This is a genomic window from Micromonospora sp. WMMC415 (assembly GCF_009707425.1).
GTDB lineage: Bacteria > Actinomycetota > Actinomycetes > Mycobacteriales > Micromonosporaceae > Micromonospora.
Genome location: NZ_CP046104.1, coordinates 5,322,884 through 5,345,196 on the forward strand (window position 1 = coordinate 5,322,884; position 22,313 = coordinate 5,345,196).

Here is a 22,313-nt window from a genome sequence, read left to right on the forward strand (position 1 = left end):
GACCACTATGCACGATCAAAATGGCTCATTACAATCGACTGTAGACGTGGGGCGAATGAGAGAAAAGCCCTTCAAACACGGGAAAATCTATTCGACCAACGAGGAGGTTATATATGCACTGCGTAGCAGACATGTCGAATTCGTACCAATCCTCGAGATCAGCGTCGACGATCAACACTCCCCATCGATCTTCCGGCGTGTCGGGCCTGGCGATCCAGTAAAAGTAGTTCGCTTCAACAAGAGCAAAAGCAATCAGACGGTTACCCTCACTGAAGTACTTTTCGGGAAGCACTCTAAGTTTTCGGTTTTTGATGCGCTGCCAGGCCGAATCGCGCTCCGCGACCAGATTAGCGAAATCCAGGTGCGTCTCGCGGCCATCCGGCTCGAAAAGGCACAGGCAATCATCCAAGATACTTGCGCCACCAAGGCCAGTTACCAGGGCTTTGTAGTCTTGAGGCACGCGTGCGCCGATCTCGGACTCCGCACGCTCCCATCGCCGCTCTGAAGGCACTGGCTGGGGCGAAAGTAGCTCTATGATTTCTGCCGACAGGTCGCGCATCATCGTCGGAACGGCTCGTTGAAGATGACATCACGCATGATCAACGGATTCGGTCCGCTGCCGATAGCCTCAATCATCAGCGCGAAGGGGCGCGGATCTCGGCCCCCATAGATCGGAATCACACGATAGTCCACCGTTTGTCCCTTGTTCATGACCGCATCGTAAATAATGTCTTCGAAGTCATCTCGATGGATCGGGCTGTTAGCATAGCGATGCATAGCTACGAAATTTCTGGGATCGTTATTCGATCCGCCAAGCCTCGCTCCGAGCAGATGCGTCTGATTATCCTGTCCGGACACATAGCCAGGAATCGGCTTTGACAGACTCGGCTTCGTCTTCTTCTTATTGTTGGTGATGAAGTCCTTCGTAAGGAGCACCCGCATTCCATTGCGCTGGCCATCGCTGTTGATCTCGCCGTAATCCGGCCCGCAGTTGTTGTTGTGGACGAGGACCGGTTCGTCGCCAGCGAGTACATAGTACGTGTGGATGTCGTCGACGGTGAGGTCACGCATCACCTTGGAGCCGGTGAAGTTGCGGACCGCGGTGACGTATTGGATCTGTCCGTCGTGGCCGACCAGCGTGGATTCGCCGGCAACCAGTTCGGCCGCGTCGACCCAGGTACCGGTGGTGGCGTCCCAGAATGGATGGTGGGCTGTGGTCTTGAGGACCGTCGTGGTGGGTCCGCGAGTACTGCGGTCGCCGTTGCCCTCGTTCACCGGATTGCTGTCCACTGCGGTGTCGGCGGGCTGGTCGGAGACGGTGACATCGGTCAGGTCCAGGTCGCGGTTGGCGTGCAGCAGGGTGACCTGACGGGCGCCATCATGCCCGGTTTGCGGGTCGGTGGCCCGGACCTCGTCACCGATTGTGACGTCGGAGATCGCCCGCGTGGTGCCATCAGCCATCAGGACCCGGGTGTCCGGGTCGAAGCTGTGCTGAGTCGCGCAGCGAGCGAGGTCCGCCGGGTCTTGCTTTGTAGTGTTCGAGGAGGTGACGTCGTCCTGCTCCTCGGCGCGCCGGTTCTCCTTTTTCGGTTCCTTGTTCGTCGGCTCCGGCTTTTTCGGTTTGGCTTGCTTGGTCGGTGCCTTCTCCTTCTTCGGTGCCGTCTGGGGCTTCTCCGGCTTCGCCTGCTTCGACGGCTTCGGCTTTAGCTTCGGTTTCGGTTTCGGCTTGGGCTTCTTCTTCGCGGCAGGCTTCTTTTTCTTCTTCGGTAGTTTCGGTTTCTTCGGCACCTTCTTCATCACATCGTTCAACAGCTTCCGGCCGGCGTTGATCGCATCGTATGCACGCCGCATCGTCGTCTGGGCACCGTCGATGATCCGCTTCCACAAGCGGTAACCCTCAAACGCCCGGTCCGCGGCCTTGTACAACGACCGGCCCACCTTGAGCGCTTTGATCGGACCCAACGCATTGGATGCGAGATCGACGCAGTCCCAGAGGCTGCCACCCAGACAGCCCTGCAACGAGTTGTAGCCAATTAGGTCGAGCAGCATGCCGACACCGACCTGCAGCAGAATGTCCAGCAGCGAGACTTGGCCTTCCCGCTCCGCCCGTTGGAACTCGGCCTCCTGCTGCGCGATCTGCGCTCCCGCAGCCTGCATGTCCCGATCGCGTTGTTCCATCGCATCGTTATAGACATCCATCGCGGCTTGGTAGCGGCGCAGCGCGCAGGCGTAGTCGTATTCGCCGCACTTGCCATCTACCGCGTTTCCGGTGGTGTCGGTATTCGACAGCGGATCACCTTCGGCATATGCGAAGCGGTTAGCCGAACCCGAGGTCGGGGTCGGGTTGTTGTCAGCGGTGTCGCGGGTGTCGAACGCGCCGGTCTGCGGGTCGTACCACCGCGACCACATGTTGACCTTGCCGGTGGTCTGGTCCGTCCATTCCTGCTGGAAGCCCAGCTTGCCGACCATGCCCGTGGCGGTGAGCACCTTGCCCCACGGGTCGTAGGACACCGAGCCGGTCAACGCGGTACCGGTGTCGGTGAATTCACCGACCACATCGGTGTGGGCGTCGGTCCACGCGTAGCGTCTCGTGCTCCCGGAAGCCACCGCCACCAGACTGTCCGCGACGTCGCGGACGTAGACGGCGCTGCCGTCGGCGGCCACGTCGTTGCCGAGACCGGTGTAGCTCATCCCGGCCTGCAGCATCCGGCCCAAACCGTCGTAGCTGTAACTCGTCGATCCCCCGGTCTTGGTGCCCTGCACCTTCACCTGGTTGAACGCATCGGTCTGAGTGACGACCGTCTGTCCACCGCTGGTGGTCGACTGCAGGGTTCCGCGTGGCGTGTACTGATACGTCGTACCCGAGGAGTCGGAGACCAGCTGGTTGCGCTGGTCGTAGGTGAACGTCGTGGTTCCGGCCTGGATGCGGTTGCCGGACTTGTCGTAGGCGTACACCACCGGGGTGGTGCCGTTGTCCCACAGGGTCAGCCGGTTGGCCAGGTCATACTCGTACGTGTTGGTCGACGCTCCGGTAAACCCGGTGGTCGTCTTCTTCGTCAGGCTGTCGTTCAGATTCCACTCATAATCGATCTTGGCGATCGTGGTGCCGGACGCATTCTTGAGCGTGTCCGAGGTCAGCTGCCGCAGGTCGTTGTAGCCGAGCGTCCGGACCGTACCGGGATAGGTGATCTTCTCGACCCGCGACATGGCGTCGTAGCTGTACGTCATGTTCACGCCCGCGGTCGCGTTCTCGACCTTCAGCGGCCGGCCTGCTGTGTCGTAGCTGTACGACGTCGTGCCGGCGGCGTCGGTCCGCGAGGTCAGCGCACCGTCACCGTTGTAGGTGTATGACGAGTTCCCGGAGACGCCACTGATCGAGGTGACCAGACCCCGGTCGTCGTAGGCGATCTGGTTCGTCCCGGCGGAACCGGCGAACGACTGCATCCGGCCGGCCTTGTCATACGTGAAGGTCTTGTCCGTGGTCGTGGCCTGCGCGCCGGTACCGGAACTCTTGAGCAACCGCCCCATCGCGTCGTACTCGGAGGTGACCGTCACCCCACCCGGTGAGTCCACCCGCGTCAGACGACCGCCCTTGTCGTACGTCATGGTGAAGGTGCGGTCGGTCGTGTTCGACGTGGTAGCTGGCTCGATCTGCGACTCGGGCAGACCCCACGCGTTGTACGTGGTGACGAACTTGTTGCCCCGGCCGTCGGTGAACCGGGTCTGCCGGCCGTTCAGGTCGTAGCCGTACTCTGTGGTGATCGTCTGCGACGGGCCAACCGACTCACGCTGAGTCACCAACTGCCCGAGAGTGTCGTATGCGAACGTCTTCGTGGCCTTACGAGCATCGGTAGAGGCGACCAGGTTGCCGGAGACATCGAAACGCTGCGACTCGTTGCGCAGCAACACCCCGGCTGCCGAGTAGTCCGACGCGCTGAACTGCCGACCGGCGAAGTCGTAGGCGGCTGTGGAATACGTGCCGTCCGGTGCGGTCGTCCGGATCACCCGGCCGGCACCGTCATAGGTCATCCTCGTGACCTGGCCCGCCCCGTCGGTGATCCGGGTGGGCTCGCCGACACTGTTGTACTCGGATCTGGTCACGACCTTCGCCGGTGAGACAATCGAGGTCGGCCAGGGGCTGCCGTTGTCGTACTTGTACTCGGTGGTGTACGCGGTGCCTGCCTGGCGTACGGCGGAGGTGCTGGTCAGCGTACGGCCGAGGTAGTCGAACGTGGATGACGCCTTCGCACCGTTCGGGTCGGTGTGCGACAGCAGGTTGCCCAGCAGGTCGTACTCGTACGTGGTGACACCCTGGTCCGGGGCGACGATCTCGGTGTTTCGTCCCAGCAGGTCGTACTTGTATTCGGTCCTCTCCCCGAGCGGGTCGGTGCTGAACCGGATCTGGCCGACCTCGTCGTACTCGACCGTCGTCTTCGCCGTCAGCGTCGCCGCCGATGGCTCGGGCGTGGTGTAGGCGGGCGATTCCTGTTCGACCACCCGGCCGAGCGCGTCATAACGGTTGATCGTGACGTTGCCGTACGAGTCCTGCTGCTCGGTGACCTCACCGAAGGTGTTGAAACCGATCCGGCTCTCCGCCACCGCGGTGACTGGGGCACCTTCGCCGAGCACGGTGCTCACCGGTGGGCTCGTGGTCACCACGCCCCGGCCGGCTTCGTCGTTGAGGATGTAGCTGGTCTGCCCGTTGGGACCGGTCACCGAGGTGACCGAGCCGCTGGTGTCCAGACCGTAGGTGGTGCGGCTGACCTGCGCGGTCGCCGCGGGCGCCGTCCCGGCCAGCAGCTGGCCGACCTCGGCCGACGTCAAAGCCTGCTGGTAGGACTGGACGTCGTCGATGAGACCGGCGAACAGTCCGGATCCGGTCGTTTGCGCGCCGACACGCAGGTCGGTGGCCTGGTTGTTGAAGTGTTCCGTGGTCGAGAGCGACCCCTTGACCACGCCGTCGACATACAGCGTAGCGGTGCTGGCGCCGCCGGGCGTGGTGGCCGGCGTGGCCACGACCGCCAGGTGCTGCCAGGCTGAGGTGGCGGATCGGGTGGTGAAGGTGCTGGCCTGGAAACCGACCGTGCCGTCCGCTCGGCGGACTGCCATGGTCAGCCGCCAGGAGTTGGCTGCCTTGTCGTAATAGAGTTTCAGCGCCGAGTTGTTGAGATCGCCTCCCATGACCAGGACATGCCGGTCGGCGCTGGTGTCCGTCAGCTTGGCCCAGGCCGCCACGGTGAACGCCCGGGTGGTGTCCACCGGCGCCTGACCGACGATCGATCCGGCCGTGCTGCCGGTGAACGACGCTGAGCCACCACGGTCGGTCGACCAGGCGACGGTGCCGTCGACCGTGCCGGTGTTGTTGCCGGCAGCGTCCGCGGTCGTGGTGCCGCCGGTCTGGTCGAGCTTCCAGCGCGTCGTCGGCGTCAACCCGTCGGCGAGGAACGTGGTCTGCTGACGGGCCCGGCCGAGCCTGTCGTACGCGGTGTCGGAGCGGCCGAGCGTGGTGGTGCCGTCGGACAGCTTGGTGCTGACGACGTCGTCCTCAACCGAGTACTCGTAGCTGGTGATGCGCTTGGTCGTACCGTTGGTGTCGGTCACCTCCGCGGTCGCGGTCAAGGTTCGACCTGCGGCGTCGTAGGTGCCGGTGGACTTGGACCGGCCGTTGTTAGTGATCTGCCCGACCTTCTGACCTGCGGCGTTGTACGTGTTGTCTTCCATCACGTACGACGCGCCTGTGCTCGGGTCCTTGCGGACCACCGTGCGCGGCAGGTTGTTGTCGGTGTAGGTGTACTCGGTGACCCAGCCCATGGCGTCCGTCTCGGATGCCAGCCGGCCGGCCGGGTCGTACGACAGCGACCGCATTGTCAGGTCTCTCGCCGCACCGCCTTCGGGTGGAGTCCAGTTCTTCACCACGGTCTTGAGTTCGTTGCCGACCGCGTCGAAGGTGGTCTCGACGGTGCTGCCGTCGGCGTTGACCTCTTTGGTCATACGCCCGTACGCGTCGTAGCCGAACGTGGTGGTCTTGTTCGTCGCGTCGGTCTGGGAGGTGCGCCGGCCGAAGGTGTCGTATCCATAGCTGATCGTCCGGGAAGCGTCGCCGCCGGTGGTGTCCGCAGCTGTTTCGGAGGTCAGCGACCCGTCGACGTTGTAGACCAGCGTCGTCACCGGGCTGTGCTTCGCGCTGGTGACCGCGTTGGTGACCGGGGGGTCGGCCACCGTCACGACCCGGTCCAGGCGGTCGTAGGTGTAGGTGGTGGTCGGTCCGGCGTTGCCGTTGACGACCTCGATTTCCTTGGTGGTGCGACCGAGTCCGTCGTATTCGTATCGGGTGATCGCGCCGGCCGGGTCGGTCTGCTCGGCGATGTCACCGTTGGCGTAGTAGAGGATCCGCTGGAGGCTGCCGTCGGGCTTGGTCACCTTCCACGGCAGGCTGGCCGGTGGTGTTGCGCTGCCGTAGCCGCCGCCGGCGGGACCGGCCGTGGTGCCGTCGGTGTAGGTGATGGTCGTCCGGCGGCCGAGCGCGTCGGTCTCGCTGGTCCGGTTGCCGTTCGCGTCGTAGGTGTATGTGGTCAGGTACGTGTTGTCGGTCGCCGACGTGGAACCTTGCCCGCGGACCTCCATCAGCCGGTCGTTGAGGCTGTTCGGCGGCGGGTTGGCGTCGGTGGCGTTCGGGTAGTAGCTCGAGTACGCCGTCGAGCACAGGTTGGCCGACCGGTCCTGGCAGGTCGTGACCGCGACGACGTTGCCACGCGCGTCGTGTTCGTTGATGGTCATGTTGCCGTTGGGATCGGTGACCGTACGTAGCTGGCCTTTGCCGCTGTAGCCGTACCGGGTGGTGTTGCCCAACGCGTTGACGTCGGAGACCTTGCGCCCGTACATCAGGTCGTTGGTCGTCGCCGTGACGGAGTCGTCCGGGCCCTGCACCCGGTACTCGATCTCGCCCGTGGGTGCCGACTTCACGGCGTTACGCGCCTTGAACTGGTATGACGCCTGCGATTCGTCGATCACGGACTGGTAGAACGCGACCTCGGCGAGGCTGCCGCTGAAGTAGTTCGTGCCGCCGTCGACTCCCCAGAAGTTACCGCCGACGACGGAGCCGGTTTTGGCGGAGCCCAGCGAGTAACGCGATGTTCCCGGCGTGAGCTTCGTGGGGCCGGTTGACGACTGTGCTACGGCCCCGTCGACGTAGAGCGTCTGGGTGGTGCCGTCGGTGGTCAGGACCGCGTGGTGCCATTTGCCGTCGTTGACCGCTGTCTTGCTGGCCAGCGAGGGACGCCAGCCCAGTCCGGTGAGCTGGTTGCAGTCGTACAGCTGAAGATTCGTTCCGTTGACCGTGGATGAGCCCGGTAGGTAGAGGCACCGGGACGAACCCACGTTGCGTAGCGTCCCGCCGTCGGCCCGCCATTTGTGGGCGGCTTTACTCGGGACACAGTCCCAGATCTCGACCGGCGTGCCGTTGGCGGTGCCTTCGCTCTGCGGGACCATGCATTTGCCGAACGCTTGGATCGTGAAGGTGCTGTTGGTGGTATCGGTGGGGACCAGTGACCAGTTTTGGGCGGCGGTGCCGTTACACGTGTAGGACTGGATGTCGGTGCCGTTGGTGGTGGTGCCGCTGGTGAGATCGACGCACTTGCCGGCCGCGCTGACCGCGTTGATCGGGCCGGTCGGTGTCGTCGACGGCGACAGCGCGCGCAGTTTGCCGTCCGAGGTGATCCACATGGTCGGCACGTCGTACTGGCCGACAGGGCTGGGTGTGTTGGGGCTCGGCCCGAGCAGCACGCTGCGGGAGGCACTGGTGTTGAACCACATCGATACCGAGCTGGTTGCGGCCGGCGTCATCTCGGAGGGCAGAGCCACGAACGAGCTGGCGCCGTCGAACAACGCCGCCGAGCCGTGCTCCTTGCCGAACGGGCCGTCCACCACGTTGAGGTCGACACTGTTGAAGGTGGCGTCACCACCGTTGACCTCGTTCGTCGCCTGCTGGTGTCCCGCGGGATCGGCCAGGCGCCAGTAATTCGACGGTGCCCCACCGAGCACCGCGCTCTCATACACCTTGGTGGAGCCCGTGAGTACGGGGGCTCGCGGCTTCCACACACCGCCGTTGCCGTCGGTCAGCTGGGTGACCCGGCCGGTGTCGCCGTCGTAGACGATAGCGGCGGCGGTGCCGCCCGAGGGGCGCGATGCCTTTGTCATCGGCTTGACGGATGCGTTGGCGTTCTTCAGTGTTTCGACCACTGGACGCTCCACGGCCGAATCGAAGTACGCCACTTCTGCGATCGACCCGGTGAACCGCTCGATCCGGCCCTGATTCGAAACGTCGTCGTAGTGCGGCTGGTTGGGCCAGCCCCCGCCGAGGAAACCCTTGCCGAGGTAGGAACTCTTTGGGCTCATGTCCTGCACGGTCACGTCGTTTTCGGAGTCGACCCGCTCCCCGTCGACGAACAGTTCCTGCCGGTTGCCGGAGGCCGACAACACCACGTGGTGCCATTGACCGTCGGCGACCACCTTGTTTTCGGACACCATCGGGTCGTGCTTGCCATAGGGGAACAGCTGATACAGCGGCCGGTTGTTGCTGCACGTCCAGATGTGCATCGGGGCGCCGCTCGCCATGCCCTCGGACTCCAGGCACAGACCGGAGTTGACGTTGACGATCTGGCCGTCTACCTGAACGTCCCACGTCTGGTTGCCCTGGGTGATGTCGCAGCCGCCCCCGACCAGATCGCTGCCGTTCGTAAAGCCGTGGTCTTCGGTGTCCAGGCACCTGGTGACCCCGCCGGTGGTGACCTTCAGCATCCCGTCCAGCGTCCAGGTGAAGTTCTGGTTGGCCCCACCCGTGCAATTGGTCAGCGTGACGGCCGCGCCGTTGGTGCTGGACACGGTCAGGCACTGACCGTTGCCCGAGGACTGCAGCGGGCCGATCAAGGTGCCTTTTTGTGGCGCCTTCGGGAAGCCGCCCCTCAGTTTGCCGTTCGAGTCGATGTACAGCGTCGGGTTGTAGGCCCGGTAGGTGCTGGTCGCGGTCGAGGTGACGTCCTCCATCGACTGGCCGTACAGGACACCGGCGCCGTCGGCGAGGGAGGTCTTGAACCACATACTGATCGCCTGGGTCGTGGCGTCGCCTGCCAGCTTCAACGGCAGCTGAACCTGTGACGTCGTACCGTTGAAGCCGGCCGCCGTGGCGGTCGATCCGGCGAGCGGGCCGGGCTGGCCCAGGGTCACGTCGGTGTACGTGCCGCCGTCGGTGCCCCCGTTCTCCAGCACCGAACTCTGAGCCGTGTTCCGGCCGACCGGCTCGTTCAATCGCCAATATGAGTACGGCCGGACGTTGGCCACCGCGGTCGGATACACCGACCGCGAGGTGGCGTAGTCGTAGGTGTGGCAGGCTGTCGCACTTGTCGGTGGGCACACCGCGGTCAGCGCGCCAGCGGTGTAGGTGTAGTTCCACGTATTCGCGGTACTCGCGTCACCGGCCACTGCTGCGTTCGTGGTTACCGAGGCCACCCGCGGCGGCGACGTGGCCGTCCATTGGAAGTTCAGCGTGCGGCCGGACGCGGCGAGGATACGCGAGACGAGGTTGGCGCTGGTGTAGGTGAAGGTGTGGGCGAGACCGGCGCTGTCCTTGATCGTGGAGATCCCGAACGTGCCGTCGGCGAGCGTGCGCCCGAACTCGTACGTAATGCCGCTCTTCTCGATGAGCCGATAGCCGCCGGCGTCGAGCTTGCTCAAGGTGGCGGATCGACCCGCGGGCGAGGAGAACGTGTTGTCGGCGTTACGGCCGAACGCCGTCTCGCGGCCGTCCGGGTAGGTCACGGTCACGGTGTTGACCGCGGTGGTGCTTCCGACGGTCGCCGTCTTCTCCACGGCCTGGGCGTCGAGCACGCTCGACCAGCCCACGCCGAAAGCCTGATCGGTGCGCGGGTCGATGCTGTTGTACGAGCGGGCGATTTCCAGGGGCGGCCCGACCGTGGTGACCGTCGCGTCCCGGGTAGTGGACGTGTAGTTGCCGATGACCGGATCGAAACCCTGCCCGGTGTTTTGCGACAACCCAGACGTGACCGGCGGCTGCGGCACCGGTGTGGTGAGTAGCTGCTTCACCAGATATTTGGCGTTGGAGGCTAGGCCGTCCTCGACCTCGACGGTCCAGTAGTAGTTTTCCCCCCACACCAGGGTCCCGGCCGGAACCGTCCACGACTTCCTCGTGATCCAGGACGAGGTCGCGATCTGCGTCTTCGCGTCCTTGGCGTAGACGACGAACCGGTACCGCATCGACTTGGGCCAGTTGTCCGGGTCGACTGCGTCGGCCACCAGCTCCGGCCGCAGCGTCGCCGCCGACGCCCCGTACGCCGGGTACTGCTCGTTGACCTGTGGGTCCACGTTGTAGTCGTAGGTCAATGACAGGTACGGCGCGTAGCCGCCATCGCCGAAGTCCCGGGAGGTGAACCGCTTCCAGCCGACCGAATCGGTCTCCGAGGCGGTCAGTGCCAGACCGAAGTTCCCCACGGTGCCACTGGTCCAGCCGTTGAATGTCTTGACCGGCAGCGACACCGCCCGCCACGCGCCGACCGACCGGTCACCGGCGGTGTTCCCGCACGCCGGGGAGTTGTCGGTGATCGTCCACGAGCCGATCGGTGTCGTGTAATCCGGAGCATCCGACAGCTCGCCGGCCCCGATCGTGTTCCGGTCCCAGGCCTGCAGGACACGGTGCACGTAGATGGGAAGGTGGCTGGTGCAGTTGTACGACCAGGTGTGGTGGGCCACCAGCATCGCCGACCGGATCTGCGTCCCCATGATTCCATCGCCGGCGAGGTTGTCGAAGTGGAGGAACGACCGGGCCTTGGTGGCGCCACCGTTGAAGGTGCCCACGGGCAGGTTGTCGCCGAAGTAGGGATCAGTCGTCGACGCGTCGTTGTCGACGAACGCGTCCCTACTGACGCCAGTCGATTCGGGGTAGCTCACCGACTGGTCGATACGCACGGGGTAGAGCCGAGCCGGATCGTTGAGCCACGCCGCGTCCGCGGTGACTTTCAGCGCCGGCGCACCTTCGATGGTGAGCAGCTGGTAATCCACGCCCGCCGACTGCGCCGGGGCACCCGACTTCGGGTCAACCTTCGAGTCTTGCATATGGCCGGCAGGCACCCAGAGCGCCACCTTGCCGTCATCGCCGAGCAGGTCCAGTGAACCGTCGGCCTTCTCCTTGGCGGTCAGCCCCTCCAGCTTCAACGGAAACAGCCACTCGTGGCCAGCCGCCGGGGAGTCGATGACGATCGTCTCTTTCAGGCCGTTCTTGGTGGCCTGCATCTCGAGGTCGGCTCCCGGCAGGATGTCCCGGTAGGTCGCCTTCGACTCCTCAACGACCGCGGGGACGTCCGCCGCGCCCGCCAGGTCGTGGGCGAACGTCTGACCGGCCGGGGTCGTCACTGACGCCAACGCCTCATCCACCGATGCGACCCGCGCCAGCGACGCCGCCCCCGGCCCGGCCGAGCCCGTCGCCGCGAGGGCCACGTCGATCGAGTTGGCACCCGCGTCGATCCGATCTCCGCGCTTGGTCAGCGTCGTGTCGATCGGGTGATACGTGCCGTCGGCCGCCCGATAGTTGATCCGCCCCTCGTGGATCTGCCGGGTGATCGAACCGTCCTCGTTGAGGAACTCGTCGTAGGTAGCCGTCGAACGCTCCGGCAGGCGTTTGCTGGTCTTCTCGTTGAAGCTCGTCTCGTCACCGGGCTTCTTGGGCGTTTTGAACGCCTTCGACGCCGGATTCGTCGGCAACGCCGGATCGACGACGCCCTTGCCCCGGTCCGGCGCCTTACCTGCGCCGCCATCGGCGGTCGTCTCTGCAATCGACACGTAATGGTCGACGTCGGCGGCACCACCAGCCCCCTTTTGGACCGGCAACCCCGTGACTACAGCCAGCGCGGGCGCCTGCCGCAACGTGGAGAGCAGACCCGACAGCGGCCATCCGCCCTCCGCCGGGATCACCTCCGGCGGCACGCCCAGCGACAAACCCACGGTTAGCGCAGTCACGACAGCGATACGCCGCCTCATAGTGAGCCCCGTCCTCACGGCTGATGCAAAGGTGCCGCGGCAGCATGCACTAAGATCATCACTGCTAGCAAGATCTTGATTACGGTCGAAGACTTGCGTACCCTCCCTCGATGTCGAAAAAGCCGAGGCCACAACCTTTGCAGTGGAGCAAATCACGACGCTCCATGACTCCACAGTGGCGAATCGTCACGGTCATCGCGGCGGGCCGTCGCCGCTGGATCGCTCTGGGCTCGGCTGTCGCCGTCGTCGCGGGGCTGACCACCTGGGCCCTATGGCCGGACCCTCCGCGCCAGCGCGAGTATCTCGACGCGACCGCCTGCCTGCTCACCGGCGAGTCCGGCGTGACGGCCGAGCCAGCGGCCACGATCTGGACGGCCATGCAGGACACGTCAGCCGTTAGCCGGGTACGGGCCCAGTACCTCCCGGTCAACGGACCGCAGACCACCGCGAACGCCACCGTCTACCTCAACACGTTGGCGAGCCGCCGCTGCGGTGCCGTCATTGCGGTCGGTCAAGCTCAGGTCGACGCCACCGCCGACGTCGCCGGCAAGCACCCCGAGGTGCGATTCATGATCGTAGGGACGAACACGAACATCCCCGGCGTACAGGCCCTCGACCCCGCATCACCGGACACCGTGCGAGCACAACTGAACGAGCTTCTCAAGACCCTCGCCAACAACGCGGCTTGATCCGCGCGGGATTGCCCGAGCGTCGCCGATCTTGGCTAGAGTGCGGGTCGGCTACCGCTCGTTCGGGTCAGCGGTGCAGGTGGGAGGAACCCCGTGACATCCAAGCTTTCGCCACCGGCATTCCTGCTCACCCGGCGCGGCCTGCTGACCGCCGGTCTGGTGGGGGTAGGCATGCTGGCCGCAGAGATCAACGGCCACGCGCGGGCCGCGCACGCTGCCCCGCCCGGGCTGCTCACCCTCGGGCGTACCGGCGAGCGGCTCCCGGCGATCGGGCTCGCTCTCACCGGCCTCGGCGGGCGACCCGCGCAGCGCTCCTACCTGCGCAACCTCGTGAAGGCGCACTGGGAAGCCGGCGGCCGGGTGATCGACACCTCTGGTCTGTCCGGTGACTCTGAACTCGCCTTCCACGAGGTCGCCACCGGCCTCGGCATCGCCGGCAAGATGTTCCTGACCCAGCCACTCCGCGGTGACGATCGTCAGCTCCGGGCCGCGACAGCGCGGCTGCGGCGCGAGCAGATCGACCTGCTGCACGTAGACGACCTGGCCGACACCGAGGCCGCCGTGCCCCTGCTGCGGCGGTGGAAGACGGCCGGGACGATCCGGTACGTCGGCGTCGGTCACCAGGACACGCGGTACTACCCGGCCGTCGAGATCCTGATGCGCAACGCGGGCGTGGACGTTGTCCAGGTTCGTTACTCGATCCTCACCCGGACGGCCGAGGAGCACATCCTGCCGCTCGCCGCAGAGCGAGGCATCGGCGTCATCGTCACCATGCCGACCGAGGAAGGCCGGCTGCACCAGATGGTCGCGGGTAGTCCGGTGCCCGGCTGGGCGGCCGATTTCGGTGCGACTACGTGGACGCAGTTCTTCCTGAAGTACGTGCTGGCCCATCCGGCCGTCACGGTCGCCCTGCCGCCCGCGGGCAGCCCGGAGCAGGTCACCGAGAACATGCGGGCGCTGCACGGCCCCCTGCCCGACGAGGGGCAGAGGGCCCGCATGATCGACTACCTGGCCGCGACGGTCTAGGTAGCTGGTGCTATTGACGGAGGTTGACCGGGTCCCGCTCGGGAGGCGCGGCGCAGTGGCCTATTTGATGACCTCGCCGACCGGCAGGACGGCCATGCCGCGGGCGTTGATGGCCCGCATGATGGCCGCGAAGTCGTCCCGGTGGCACTCGGCGCTGTTCGTCGGCGCGGTGTCGATGACGCGGTGGAAACAGAGGATCAGCCAGCCGCCGGACTGCTGGGCGCGGTCAAGCAGACCACCCGGGCCGGCCAGGTTGGCCGGGTTCGACAGGCCGTTGGCGAACGAGCTGATGCCGGTCAGCGACCGGAGCCGGTAGGGCATCGGCGGCGGGGTAATCTCGCGGTTGTCCTCGGCAATGATCGAGCGGCCGGTGCCGAAGTAGCGGGCCACGATCGACTCGACGCTGACCCCGTCCGTCGTCTTGCCGAACCGGCCGCCAGGGTAGGCGAACGAGTCGCCATGGAAGCCGTTCTCGACCAGCCAGGCCCGCAGACCGGCGGCGTCGGTGTCCACCTCGTCCGCGGTCACGCCGTCGTATCGCTTCTCGTGGATGAGGCCCCGGTGGCTGTGTCCGGCGACCTCCCAGCCCGAGAGGTCCTGCGCCGCCCGCAATTGAGCCGTGGTGTACTTCGCGGTGGTGCCGATCTGGTCGGCGATCGTGTACGTGGTGCCGCGGTAGCCATACGTGTCCATCGCCGGTCGCCCGTTGTCGAAGACGTCCGCCCACGAGTCGTCGAACGTGATCGACACCAGGCCCTCGGAGTAGCTCACACTCGTGTCGTCAACGAGCTCGACGGACTGGAGCCGGACGTTCACCGGGCCGGTGCCGGCATCGATCACCTGGAACCTCATGTCGGTGAACCCTGTGGTGGTCGATGGCACCCGCGAGGACGACAGGCTGAAGGCGCCGCTGGCTGACTGGACGTCGCCCCACTGCAGGGTGACCATGACCCACTCGCCGGTCTGCACCCAGTTCTGGGTGCCCGTGTGCGTGTGCACCCGCCACTTGAAGCTGTTGGCCAGGTTGGCCGTGCCCACGTAGAAGCTGATCCAGCGCAGCTTGGAGACGTCGGAGACCTTGAACAACAGGCGGATCGCCTTGCCGGTGAGGTCGAGCGCCGGCGCCGCGAGCCGCTGAACGTTGGCCTGGTCGACGCCCGCGCCGTTCTCGGTGGCATGTCCCGCCGTGGTGATCGAGACCGACTGGGTGCCGCGCACGAACTCGCTGGTGTCGTTGAGGTTCGACGACCCCACGTTGCCGCCGGCGATGCTCCACCCGTGGCCCGCCTGAAAGTTTTGCGTCCACTTGGCCGGGGCCCACGCGGGGACCGATCGAGGCGCGATGATCGGATTTGACAACGGTCCTCCACATTCAGCGGGATGTCGGCAGCGGGCGAAAATCCGCGACGAAAAGGTCGGCAATCGGCGCCACGCTACCTGACGATCTTGCAATCCGATACGGCCCCGCCTCGCAAAGATCGGCCGGGTTCGGCGCCCAGGCCAGCCTAGTTGATCATGTCGGCGCTTCAGGCCATTGCAGGTTGGTGAAGTCACGCACGGGCGTGCCCGCCCGTCCCGGCGGACGTGTCGGCGTTGGCGATGGTACGGATGCTCGCGCCGAGGTACTTTGCGAAGTGATCGCGCTTCAACCGGTACCGCTTCCGAATCTCGGTCACCGGTTCCTCGAGCAGGTTGCCCAACGGTTCGAGCAGGTCCGGCGCGTCGTAGACCGGCCACGCGGACGCCTTGCCGATCACCTCAACCAGGATCATGTTGCCTTCGGTCTGCGGCGTCCAGGCAGTCATGCGCAGCGTGGGCTGCCAGTCGTGTACCGCCCGCGCCTCGGCCAGCCGGTCGAAGGTCTGCTCGGCCTCGGCCGGGCGTGTCCAACCTGCTCAGCCGGCTGCTAACACGTCTTGATCTCAAGATCGGACAGCAGCCCCGTCACGAACCCCTGCCGCCGCACGACGAGGCTCCACCCGCCCGAACCGGTCCGCGAAGCGACCCACCGCGGCAAGCACCGCCTACCACCGACCAACGGTTGTGCTGTGGCACGCGGCACCGCAAGGTCGGATCTTGAGTCCACAACGCACAGACGATCACGCTTTGGCCATCTCGTGTCCACCCTCCCCCGGCAGCAAGATCTCAGACGGCGGCTGCCGTACTCCTCCCTACGTCGGGGTGACGAGTTGTGGGGTTGGCGTGAGGTTGAGGCGGGTGATGGCGTCGCGGAGGTCTGGGGGCCAGATCCACAGCCGGTATTCCGGGTCGATGCCGAAGTAGTCCTCGGGTCCATGCAGGATGCGGGTGCGCATGTCGGCGCAGTACCGCTCGCGCCAGGACCGATCGTGGACGGCCAGCGGCTGGTTGTTGACCTTCTTGCGGGTGATCTGGAACAGCTTCTCCATGGCCCGGTACTCGTAAGCCAGCAGCGTGTCGGGGTCGGCCCAGATCCCGAGGCGGTTGGTGCGGGCGTCGGCGGCGGCGTGGATCAGCAGGGCCAGGTCCTCGGCGCCGGGGATGGACGGGTAGATCACGAACGGCGCGGCCCAGCCGGCGGTGACGAGATCGAGGTTGAACGTCGGCCGCTGCCGTTTGGGGATCTCCCGCCGTTCCTTCTCGCTGTAGTCGGGGGCGACGTAGGCCAGAAGTCGGTGGTTGGTGTCGAACGGGCTGTCGGCGGTGCGGATGAAGATGGCCCGTGGGGTGCCGCTCGGTCGGGCCAGGCGAGTGGTGATGTTCTGCTTGCCGAACGCCGAGGCGGCCTGGCCCTGGGTGAAGTGCAGGCTTCCCGCTTGACCGGTCGCCAGTTTGGGCAGTAGGAACTCGGCCAGGCCGGGGGCGATGGGTGCCTTGCCCTGGCGGATCCAGTCTGCGAGCTGCGCGAATTCCTGGTCGATCTCGCTGGCCCGCTGCGCGCTGCGGGCGGTGACCTCAGGGGTGTCGACCGACAGCATCCGCACTGGCATGCGCAGGTTCGGGGTGTCGCCGTCGGTGACGTCGACCAGGGCGCGGGAGCCCAGCGACGGCATGCTCTCCCCCGCCGGCGCCCAGAAGATCTGCACGGGCTCGATCATTTGCCGCCTCCAGAGACCCTTTCCAGGCGCGCTGTCGGCAGCAATTCCACCATCGTGTGCGCGCGCGGCGTGCGAAGTGGCGGGAACCCGACCACGAGGTTCTGCCACCTGCCCTCGTAGGCAGCGAAGGCGACCTCGAACGAGCCAGAAGTTACGCCCTCGCGGGGTTTGCGGCATGCATGGGGCACGTCCGTGGCTAGAGGTCGTCGGGCCAGAGCGGGTCGAGGCTTTTGCCGTGGCCGTGGGGACAGGTGCCGTATCCGGTGCTGGAGACGTTCCAGTGGTGGTGGCAGTACGGTGCATCGCAGGGGCCGCAGAATCCGGCGTCGTCGTAGAAGCCGGCTGTTCTCACACCGGCGTATCGGTATGGCTCGGTGAAGGCGGCGGCGATCCTCGTCGCTTCCGCCAGGTCGACCGGGCGGCCGTATCCGTTGCCGGCCTCGATGCCAGAGAACAGCAGCCACCACTGCTGGTCGCCGTGGCGCTGCCGGGCGGCGTCGAAGGCGTCGCGTTGCTGCGGTGACCACTGCTGCCAATCAGTGGGTTTTCCGCCGGGCGCGACGAGCTCCACGTGCGATACGGGTCGCTCACACACGGCGCAGCGCGGATCGGCGACGAACGCCTGCAGCATGCCCTCATCATCCCTCACTACAGGTGTCAGGCGACGGCGCGCAGTCGCCGGACGGTTCCGTCGGGGCGGTCGGGCTGGGTGGTTTCCCAGCGGCGCTGCAGGGCGTCGACGAGGTCGGTGATCATCGGTTCGGTGACGTGGCTGTAGATGCCCCTTACGCCGGCGAGTCGGTGTCCGAGGCGGCGGGCTTGGGCGATCTCGGGGATGCCGTCTTCGATGAGCCAGGTCTTGTGGGTGTGGCGCAGGTCGTGGAAGTGCATCCCGGGCAGCACGGGTGGGATGCCTTGGTTGGGGTTGCCGGCGACGGCGGGGGTCCAGGCGCGGCGGTTGAAGTTGGAGCGGCGTTGGTGGTGGCCGCGGGCGCCGGGGAAGACGGTGTCGTGGGGGTGGTCGGCGAGGTGGGTGGCGAGGAGGTTGGTGAGGAAGCGGGGTAGCCGGATGTGGCGGACGGAGTCGTTGGTCTTGGGTGGGCCGAGGAACAGTTTCCCGTCGACTTCGTGCAGCGCGCCGACCTCGGGGTGGACGTGGATGTCGCCGACGGTGAGGTCGACGTTGTCGCGGTGCAGGCCGGCGATCTCGCCCCATCGCATGCCGGTGTAGGCGGCGGTGAGGATCATCAGCCCGTCCGAGCGGCGGGGTTGGCGGGCGACGATGGCGGCGACCTGGTCGGCGGTGGCGTGGGGTCGTTCGGGGCGGATGCCTTTGGGGATGCGGATTCCTCGGCAGGGGTTGAAGGGGATGCGGCGGTCTTCAATGGCTTCTTGCAGGATCATCGACAGCACCATGATCACGTCGGCGACGGAGCGGGGTGCGAGGCGTTTGCCGAGGGTGACAGCGAGGGCTTTGACGTGTTGGCGGCGGATGTCGACCAGGGGTAGCGGGCCGAGGGCGGGCAGGATGTGCAGCCGGAGGTGGCTGCGGTAGGCCGACCAGGTGGCTGGCGCGGCTTGGTGGGTGGATTCCCAGATGGGTACCCAGTCGGTGAGGGGGATGCGTCCGCCGCGGGGGTCGATGAAGGTGTCGCGGGCGACCTCGACGTCGATTTCTTTGGCGCGGATGACGGCGTCGGCGCGGATGTCGTGGATGGAGTCGGTGGTGACGGTGCCGTCGGGCATGCGCAGGCGCACGCGGTGGCGGGTGCCGCGTTTTTCCACCCAGGCCATGGTCATGTCTCCGTTCGGTTGTCGGGTGCGGCGGTGATTGACGCTCGACTTTCGGGCTGGTTCAAGTCGCCGGAGGGCGGGCGTCGGTGGCGTCGGGTGGTGCGCCGTCCGGTGGGCGGTTGTGCGGCGGCGGCGATGATGGCGGCGAGGTCGGCGTCGGAGAAGCGCAGGTGTTTGCCGAGGAAGGTGCAGGGGATCTGCCGGCGGCCGGCGCGGCGGCGCAGCCAGGACTCCGAGACGCGCAGTCGCGCGGCAGCCTCGGCGGGGGTGTAGAGGTGCGGGTCCTGGTCTTCGTGGTGGGTTGGCGTCGGGGCGGTCGGCGGCGGTCGACGTCGGCCTCGGGGCGGGTTGGCAGGCATAGGTGGGCTCCCGGATGTTGTCGGTTCCCGCGCGCCTTGGGCGCAGGTGTGGTGGCTCGTCGCGGGCGGCGGGTGACGGCCGCCCGCGACGAGCCGCCGTGGGGCGGTGCGGCTAGTGGTGGTGGCGGAGCAGGAGGCGCAGGGCGGTCGCCGCTTGGGCGGGCACGACGCCGTTGCCGAGGACCCGCAGCGCGGCGGTGCGGGGCAGGCCGAGCGCCGGCTCGGTGACCCAGTGTTCGGGTAGGCCCATGAGCCATTCCACGAACGGCGGCGCGAGCACCGGTTTGCCGTGCTGGCCGGGTTGGGTGGGTGAGGGGACGGGCCGTCCGGTCAGCCGTTCCCAGCGGGCGACGGCGGCGGCGTAGATCCCCCACCGGGTCTCGTCGACGCGGCCGAGGCTGGTGGTCAGGTCGGTGATGGTGGTGCGCAGGTCGGTGCCGCCGTCGCCGTGGCGGCCGGGGCCGCGGGCGTCGGAGGCCCGAGGTGTAGGCAGGCGACGCTGCGGGAGGCGGACGGCGGCTGACGGCAGGGTGAGGTCTCCGTGGGAGCCGCGTTGTCCGGGGCAGCCTTTCTGCCCGTCGCTCGCCCTCGGTGTCGGCAGGAGGACGTGGGACAGCGGCGGCCGGAAACCGTTGCCGGGTCGGCGACCCGGGGTGCCGGTGTCGGTGGCGCGGGGTGTCGGCAGAAGGTGGTGGCGGGTGCCGGCGGGTTCGATGAAGTCGGGCAGGCCGTGCTGGTGGCCGGGGCCCTTGCCGTCACGGGCGAGCGTGGGCAGCGTCGGCACCGGCTCCCCTGTTGTGGGTGGCGAGCAGGAACAGTCGGTCGCGCCGGTGCGGGGCGCCGATGTCGGAGGCGCGTATGCATAGCCAGCTCGTGTCGTACCCGAGCGCGGCCAGGTCGGCGTGGACGACGTCGAGTCCGCGGCGGCGGAGGGCGGCCACGTTCTCCACGAACACGAGTGGGGGTCGAAGAATGCAAAGGGCTTGGGTGATGTGTCGCCAGAGGCTGGAATGGGGGCCGGTGATGCCGGCGCGTTTTCCGGCGTTGGAGATGTCCTGGCAGGGGAAGCCGGCGGTGAGCACCTCGACTGGTTCGACTGTGGTCCAGTCGACGGTGCGGATGTCGCCCAGGTTGGGCACGCCGGGCCAGCGGTGGGTGAGCACGGTGCGAGCGTGTCGGTCGACCTCGGCGTACCAGGCGAGATCGCCGCCGAGCACCAGCTCGACGGCCAGGTCGAGGCCGCCGTATCCGGTGCACAGGGACCCGATCCGGAGCCCGGCCAGGGCGGCGGCATTCACTCCCCCTGCCCCGCGTCGCGGCCAACCCGCCGACGGATGTTGGCGTCGCGCTTCCGGCCCTCGACCGAACCCGCGGGATGGCCGGTCGTGTCCGGGGCGCGGAAGATCAGCACGTCCTCGTGCGTGATCAGGTGCATGGGTGTGCCGCCGGTGCGGGCCTTGCGCACGGCCTGGAGTTGGAAGAACGACGGCCGGGCGATCAGGCGCCCGTGGCGAACTGCAGCGAGGAGGGCGACGCACCGCTCGGTCGGGACGAGACCGGCGCGCGTGCCGGCGGCGATGACCGCTGACGGTAGGTCGACCAACTGGCCGTTCTTGCGCCACGGCCGCGCGGTGACCACGACGGTGCCGCCGGGGCGCAGCAGGGTCGCGCAGCCGCGCAGAATATGCGCGAAGCCGTCGGTAAGTCCGGTGAGGTCTCGGTAGGCGAGGTTGCCGCGGTCGGCGCCGTAGGTGTTGTCGAACTTGGCGACGCCGTCGGCTCCGGGGCGGACCAGGCCGTGCACCGTCGGCCCGTATGGGGGTGAGGTGACGACCAGGGCGACCTGCCCGGCGAGGGCGGCGGGCAGCAGCGAATACAGTCGGGTGGCGTCCCCGCGCACGACGGAGGCCCGTCCGGTGGCGCCGTGCCGGTGGGCGTGGGTGATGTTGGCGTCGGCGATGTTCGACCAGCGCGGCTCGTACTCCACGCCGATGGCGTCGCGGCCGGCGTGGATCGCCTCGATCAGGGTGGTGCCGATTCCGCACATCGGATCGAGGACGAGGTCGCCCGGTTGGGTGTAGGCGTCCACGGCGTGCGCGGCGATCGCCGGGAGCATGCGGGCGGGGTGCTTGACCGACTCGGGCAGGTAGCGGCCGCGGCGCTGCACCGGCCCGGTCTGTTGGGCGGTCGCCCACACCGACAGGTGCTCCGGCCTCTCCGGTACGGGAGGGTGTCTGTCGGCGTTGCGGTGGCGGCTGCGGGTTGCCGATGCGGTTGGCTGGTCTTGTGGGTCGGCGTGGTGGTCAGCCACGGCGCTCACCTTCCTCGGGGCGGCGCCGTGACCGTGCGCGGGGTGGCGGGCTGAACACCAGCAAGTCGGCGTGGATCCGGTGGTGCGTGAGCGCCCACGGCTGCTCGGTGAGGGCGAGGAGTTCCTCGTCGGTGACGTGGTAGACGAAGGTGTCGGCGTCGGTGTCGGCGGTGACCGCGACGATGTGCTGCAGGTAGCCCAGTCCGGCGTTGGCCGCGGCGGCGGCCAGAGGGCTGAAGTCCTGCGGCCTGGTGATCGTCCCGGTGGGGACGGCGACGACGAGCACGAGGCAGCCGCCGGGGCGTAGCAGCCGGGTGCAGGCGGTCAGCAGGCCGGCCAGCCGCACCCGGTTGGTGGCCTCCTGCACGTCAAGCGGCCACGAGGCGACGACTAGCCGGGCGTCCTGTGGCGTGTCGTGGTCGTCGGGGTGCGGCGGGTCGGTGAGGTCGTCGCCGAACCACGCTGCCACGTCGGGCACGTCGCCGTCACCATCGCTGTCCTGGCGGTCGGTGTGGTCCGGGCGGGTGGCGGGGCCGATGATGAGGCTCGGGGGTTCGGTGAACCAGCCGGGGTGATGCCACCGCCGGCCGGTGGCACAGGCGGCGGCGAGGACGTGCTCGTCGGTGCAGTCGACGACGGTGTCGCCGGGGCGACTGTAAGCGGCGATGAGGCGGTAGGCCAGGCGGGCGCCGATCGCCTGGCCGGTGTCGGTGTCGGTGCGGGCGGTGCGCCACACGGTGATCGGCACCGGCGGCTCGCCCGGAACGAGGTCGGTCAGGGTTGGATCGATCTGCGATGGTGCCGGGTCGACGGGGCGGACAGGGTCGTGGTGGTGCGGCGGGTGCTCGCTCATGTGGTGTCCGGCTCCGCGCCGCGCCGTGATGCGCTGACACCCTCAAACCGGACTCTGTGAGCTCTGGCGAACACCCCCGGATCTGACAGACCTCTGACAGATCCGGCGGCTCGGTGGCCGGTGCTGTCCGGCGCCGTCACGTCAGGGCAGCGGCGGTGA

14 protein-coding genes are annotated in these 22,313 nt (G+C 67.2%); 2 read left to right on the forward strand and 12 right to left on the reverse strand.

The features are described 5' to 3' along the window. Positions 1-28: 28 nt before the first annotated feature. Entirely contained in the window at positions 29-562 is a 534-nt protein-coding gene (locus tag GKC29_RS24990) for an SMI1/KNR4 family protein (protein WP_155333144.1), read from the reverse strand. After that, entirely contained in the window at positions 559-12,009 is an 11,451-nt protein-coding gene (locus GKC29_RS24995; protein WP_155333145.1) for a LamG-like jellyroll fold domain-containing protein, read from the reverse strand. Before GKC29_RS24995 ends, GKC29_RS24990 begins: the two co-directional genes overlap by 4 nt. A 146-nt stretch (positions 12,010-12,155) precedes the next feature. On the opposite strand from GKC29_RS24995, the gene GKC29_RS25000 reads away from it, so the two are divergent. Then, positions 12,156-12,734 carry a hypothetical protein gene (locus tag GKC29_RS25000; protein WP_155333146.1) on the forward strand — a complete coding sequence of 193 codons (579 nt, stop codon included), beginning with the start codon at positions 12,156-12,158 and terminating at the stop codon, positions 12,732-12,734. 93 nt (positions 12,735-12,827) lie between these two features. Then, positions 12,828-13,760, forward strand: coding sequence for an aldo/keto reductase (locus GKC29_RS25005; protein WP_155333147.1), 933 nt, complete (start codon positions 12,828-12,830; stop codon positions 13,758-13,760). A 60-nt stretch (positions 13,761-13,820) separates the two neighbouring features. On the opposite strand, the gene GKC29_RS25010 is transcribed toward GKC29_RS25005, so the two are convergent. The 10 genes from GKC29_RS25010 to GKC29_RS25055 form a co-directional block, all read right to left on the reverse strand. After that, positions 13,821-15,182, reverse strand: a complete 1,362-nt coding sequence (locus GKC29_RS25010) for a polysaccharide deacetylase family protein (RefSeq protein WP_155333148.1) — start codon at positions 15,180-15,182, stop codon at positions 13,821-13,823. Between the two features lie 128 nt (positions 15,183-15,310). After that, complete coding sequence (locus GKC29_RS25015; RefSeq protein WP_196255721.1) at positions 15,311-15,565, reverse strand: hypothetical protein; 255 nt, start codon at positions 15,563-15,565, stop codon at positions 15,311-15,313. 366 nt (positions 15,566-15,931) lie between these two features. Beyond that, positions 15,932-16,837 (reverse strand): thermonuclease family protein, encoded by a 906-nt coding sequence (locus GKC29_RS25020; RefSeq protein ID WP_155333149.1) that lies wholly within the window; start codon positions 16,835-16,837, stop codon positions 15,932-15,934. Positions 16,838-17,033: 196 nt separating this feature from the next. Beyond that, on the reverse strand, positions 17,034-17,468 hold the full coding sequence (locus GKC29_RS25025) for a hypothetical protein (protein WP_155333150.1): 435 nt from the start codon (positions 17,466-17,468) through the stop codon (positions 17,034-17,036). Between the two features lie 26 nt (positions 17,469-17,494). After that, entirely contained in the window at positions 17,495-18,637 is a 1,143-nt protein-coding gene (locus GKC29_RS25030) for a site-specific integrase (RefSeq protein WP_230688806.1), read from the reverse strand. Then, complete coding sequence (locus tag GKC29_RS25035; protein ID WP_155333151.1) at positions 18,634-18,990, reverse strand: helix-turn-helix domain-containing protein; 357 nt, start codon at positions 18,988-18,990, stop codon at positions 18,634-18,636. Before GKC29_RS25035 ends, GKC29_RS25030 begins: the two co-directional genes overlap by 4 nt. A 112-nt stretch (positions 18,991-19,102) precedes the next feature. Then, positions 19,103-19,774: a hypothetical protein gene (locus GKC29_RS25040; RefSeq protein WP_155333152.1), complete on the reverse strand. Its 672-nt coding sequence runs from the start codon at positions 19,772-19,774 to the stop codon at positions 19,103-19,105. Continuing rightward, entirely contained in the window at positions 19,746-20,288 is a 543-nt protein-coding gene (locus tag GKC29_RS25045) for a DNA cytosine methyltransferase (protein WP_230688807.1), read from the reverse strand. The genes GKC29_RS25040 and GKC29_RS25045 overlap by 29 nt, the downstream gene beginning before the upstream one ends. Beyond that, the gene (locus GKC29_RS25050) at positions 20,285-21,310 is read right to left on the reverse strand and encodes a TRM11 family methyltransferase (RefSeq protein ID WP_230688808.1); all 1,026 of its coding nucleotides are present in this window, start codon (positions 21,308-21,310) and stop codon (positions 20,285-20,287) included. Before GKC29_RS25050 ends, GKC29_RS25045 begins: the two co-directional genes overlap by 4 nt. Continuing rightward, complete coding sequence (locus GKC29_RS25055) at positions 21,294-22,154, reverse strand: hypothetical protein (RefSeq protein WP_155333153.1); 861 nt, start codon at positions 22,152-22,154, stop codon at positions 21,294-21,296. The genes GKC29_RS25050 and GKC29_RS25055 overlap by 17 nt, the downstream gene beginning before the upstream one ends. Between the last annotated feature and the right edge of the window lie 159 nt (positions 22,155-22,313).

What these genes read in the sequence shown, in the direction of transcription:
- GKC29_RS25035 (WP_155333151.1), bottom strand. Translation starts at nt 18,990, where the DNA reads ATGCCTGCCAACCCGCCCCGAGGCCGACGTCGACCGCCGCCGACCGCC.
- GKC29_RS25030 (WP_230688806.1), bottom strand. Translation starts at nt 18,637, where the DNA reads ATGACCATGGCCTGGGTGGAAAAACGCGGCACCCGCCACCGCGTGCGC.
- GKC29_RS25025 (WP_155333150.1), bottom strand. Translation starts at nt 17,468, where the DNA reads ATGCTGCAGGCGTTCGTCGCCGATCCGCGCTGCGCCGTGTGTGAGCGA.
- GKC29_RS24990 (WP_155333144.1), bottom strand. Translation starts at nt 562, where the DNA reads ATGATGCGCGACCTGTCGGCAGAAATCATAGAGCTACTTTCGCCCCAG.
- GKC29_RS25015 (WP_196255721.1), bottom strand. Translation starts at nt 15,565, where the DNA reads ATGACTGCCTGGACGCCGCAGACCGAAGGCAACATGATCCTGGTTGAG.
- GKC29_RS25000 (WP_155333146.1), top strand. Translation starts at nt 12,156, where the DNA reads ATGTCGAAAAAGCCGAGGCCACAACCTTTGCAGTGGAGCAAATCACGA.
- GKC29_RS25055 (WP_155333153.1), bottom strand. Translation starts at nt 22,154, where the DNA reads ATGAGCGAGCACCCGCCGCACCACCACGACCCTGTCCGCCCCGTCGAC.
- GKC29_RS25020 (WP_155333149.1), bottom strand. Translation starts at nt 16,837, where the DNA reads ATGATCGAGCCCGTGCAGATCTTCTGGGCGCCGGCGGGGGAGAGCATG.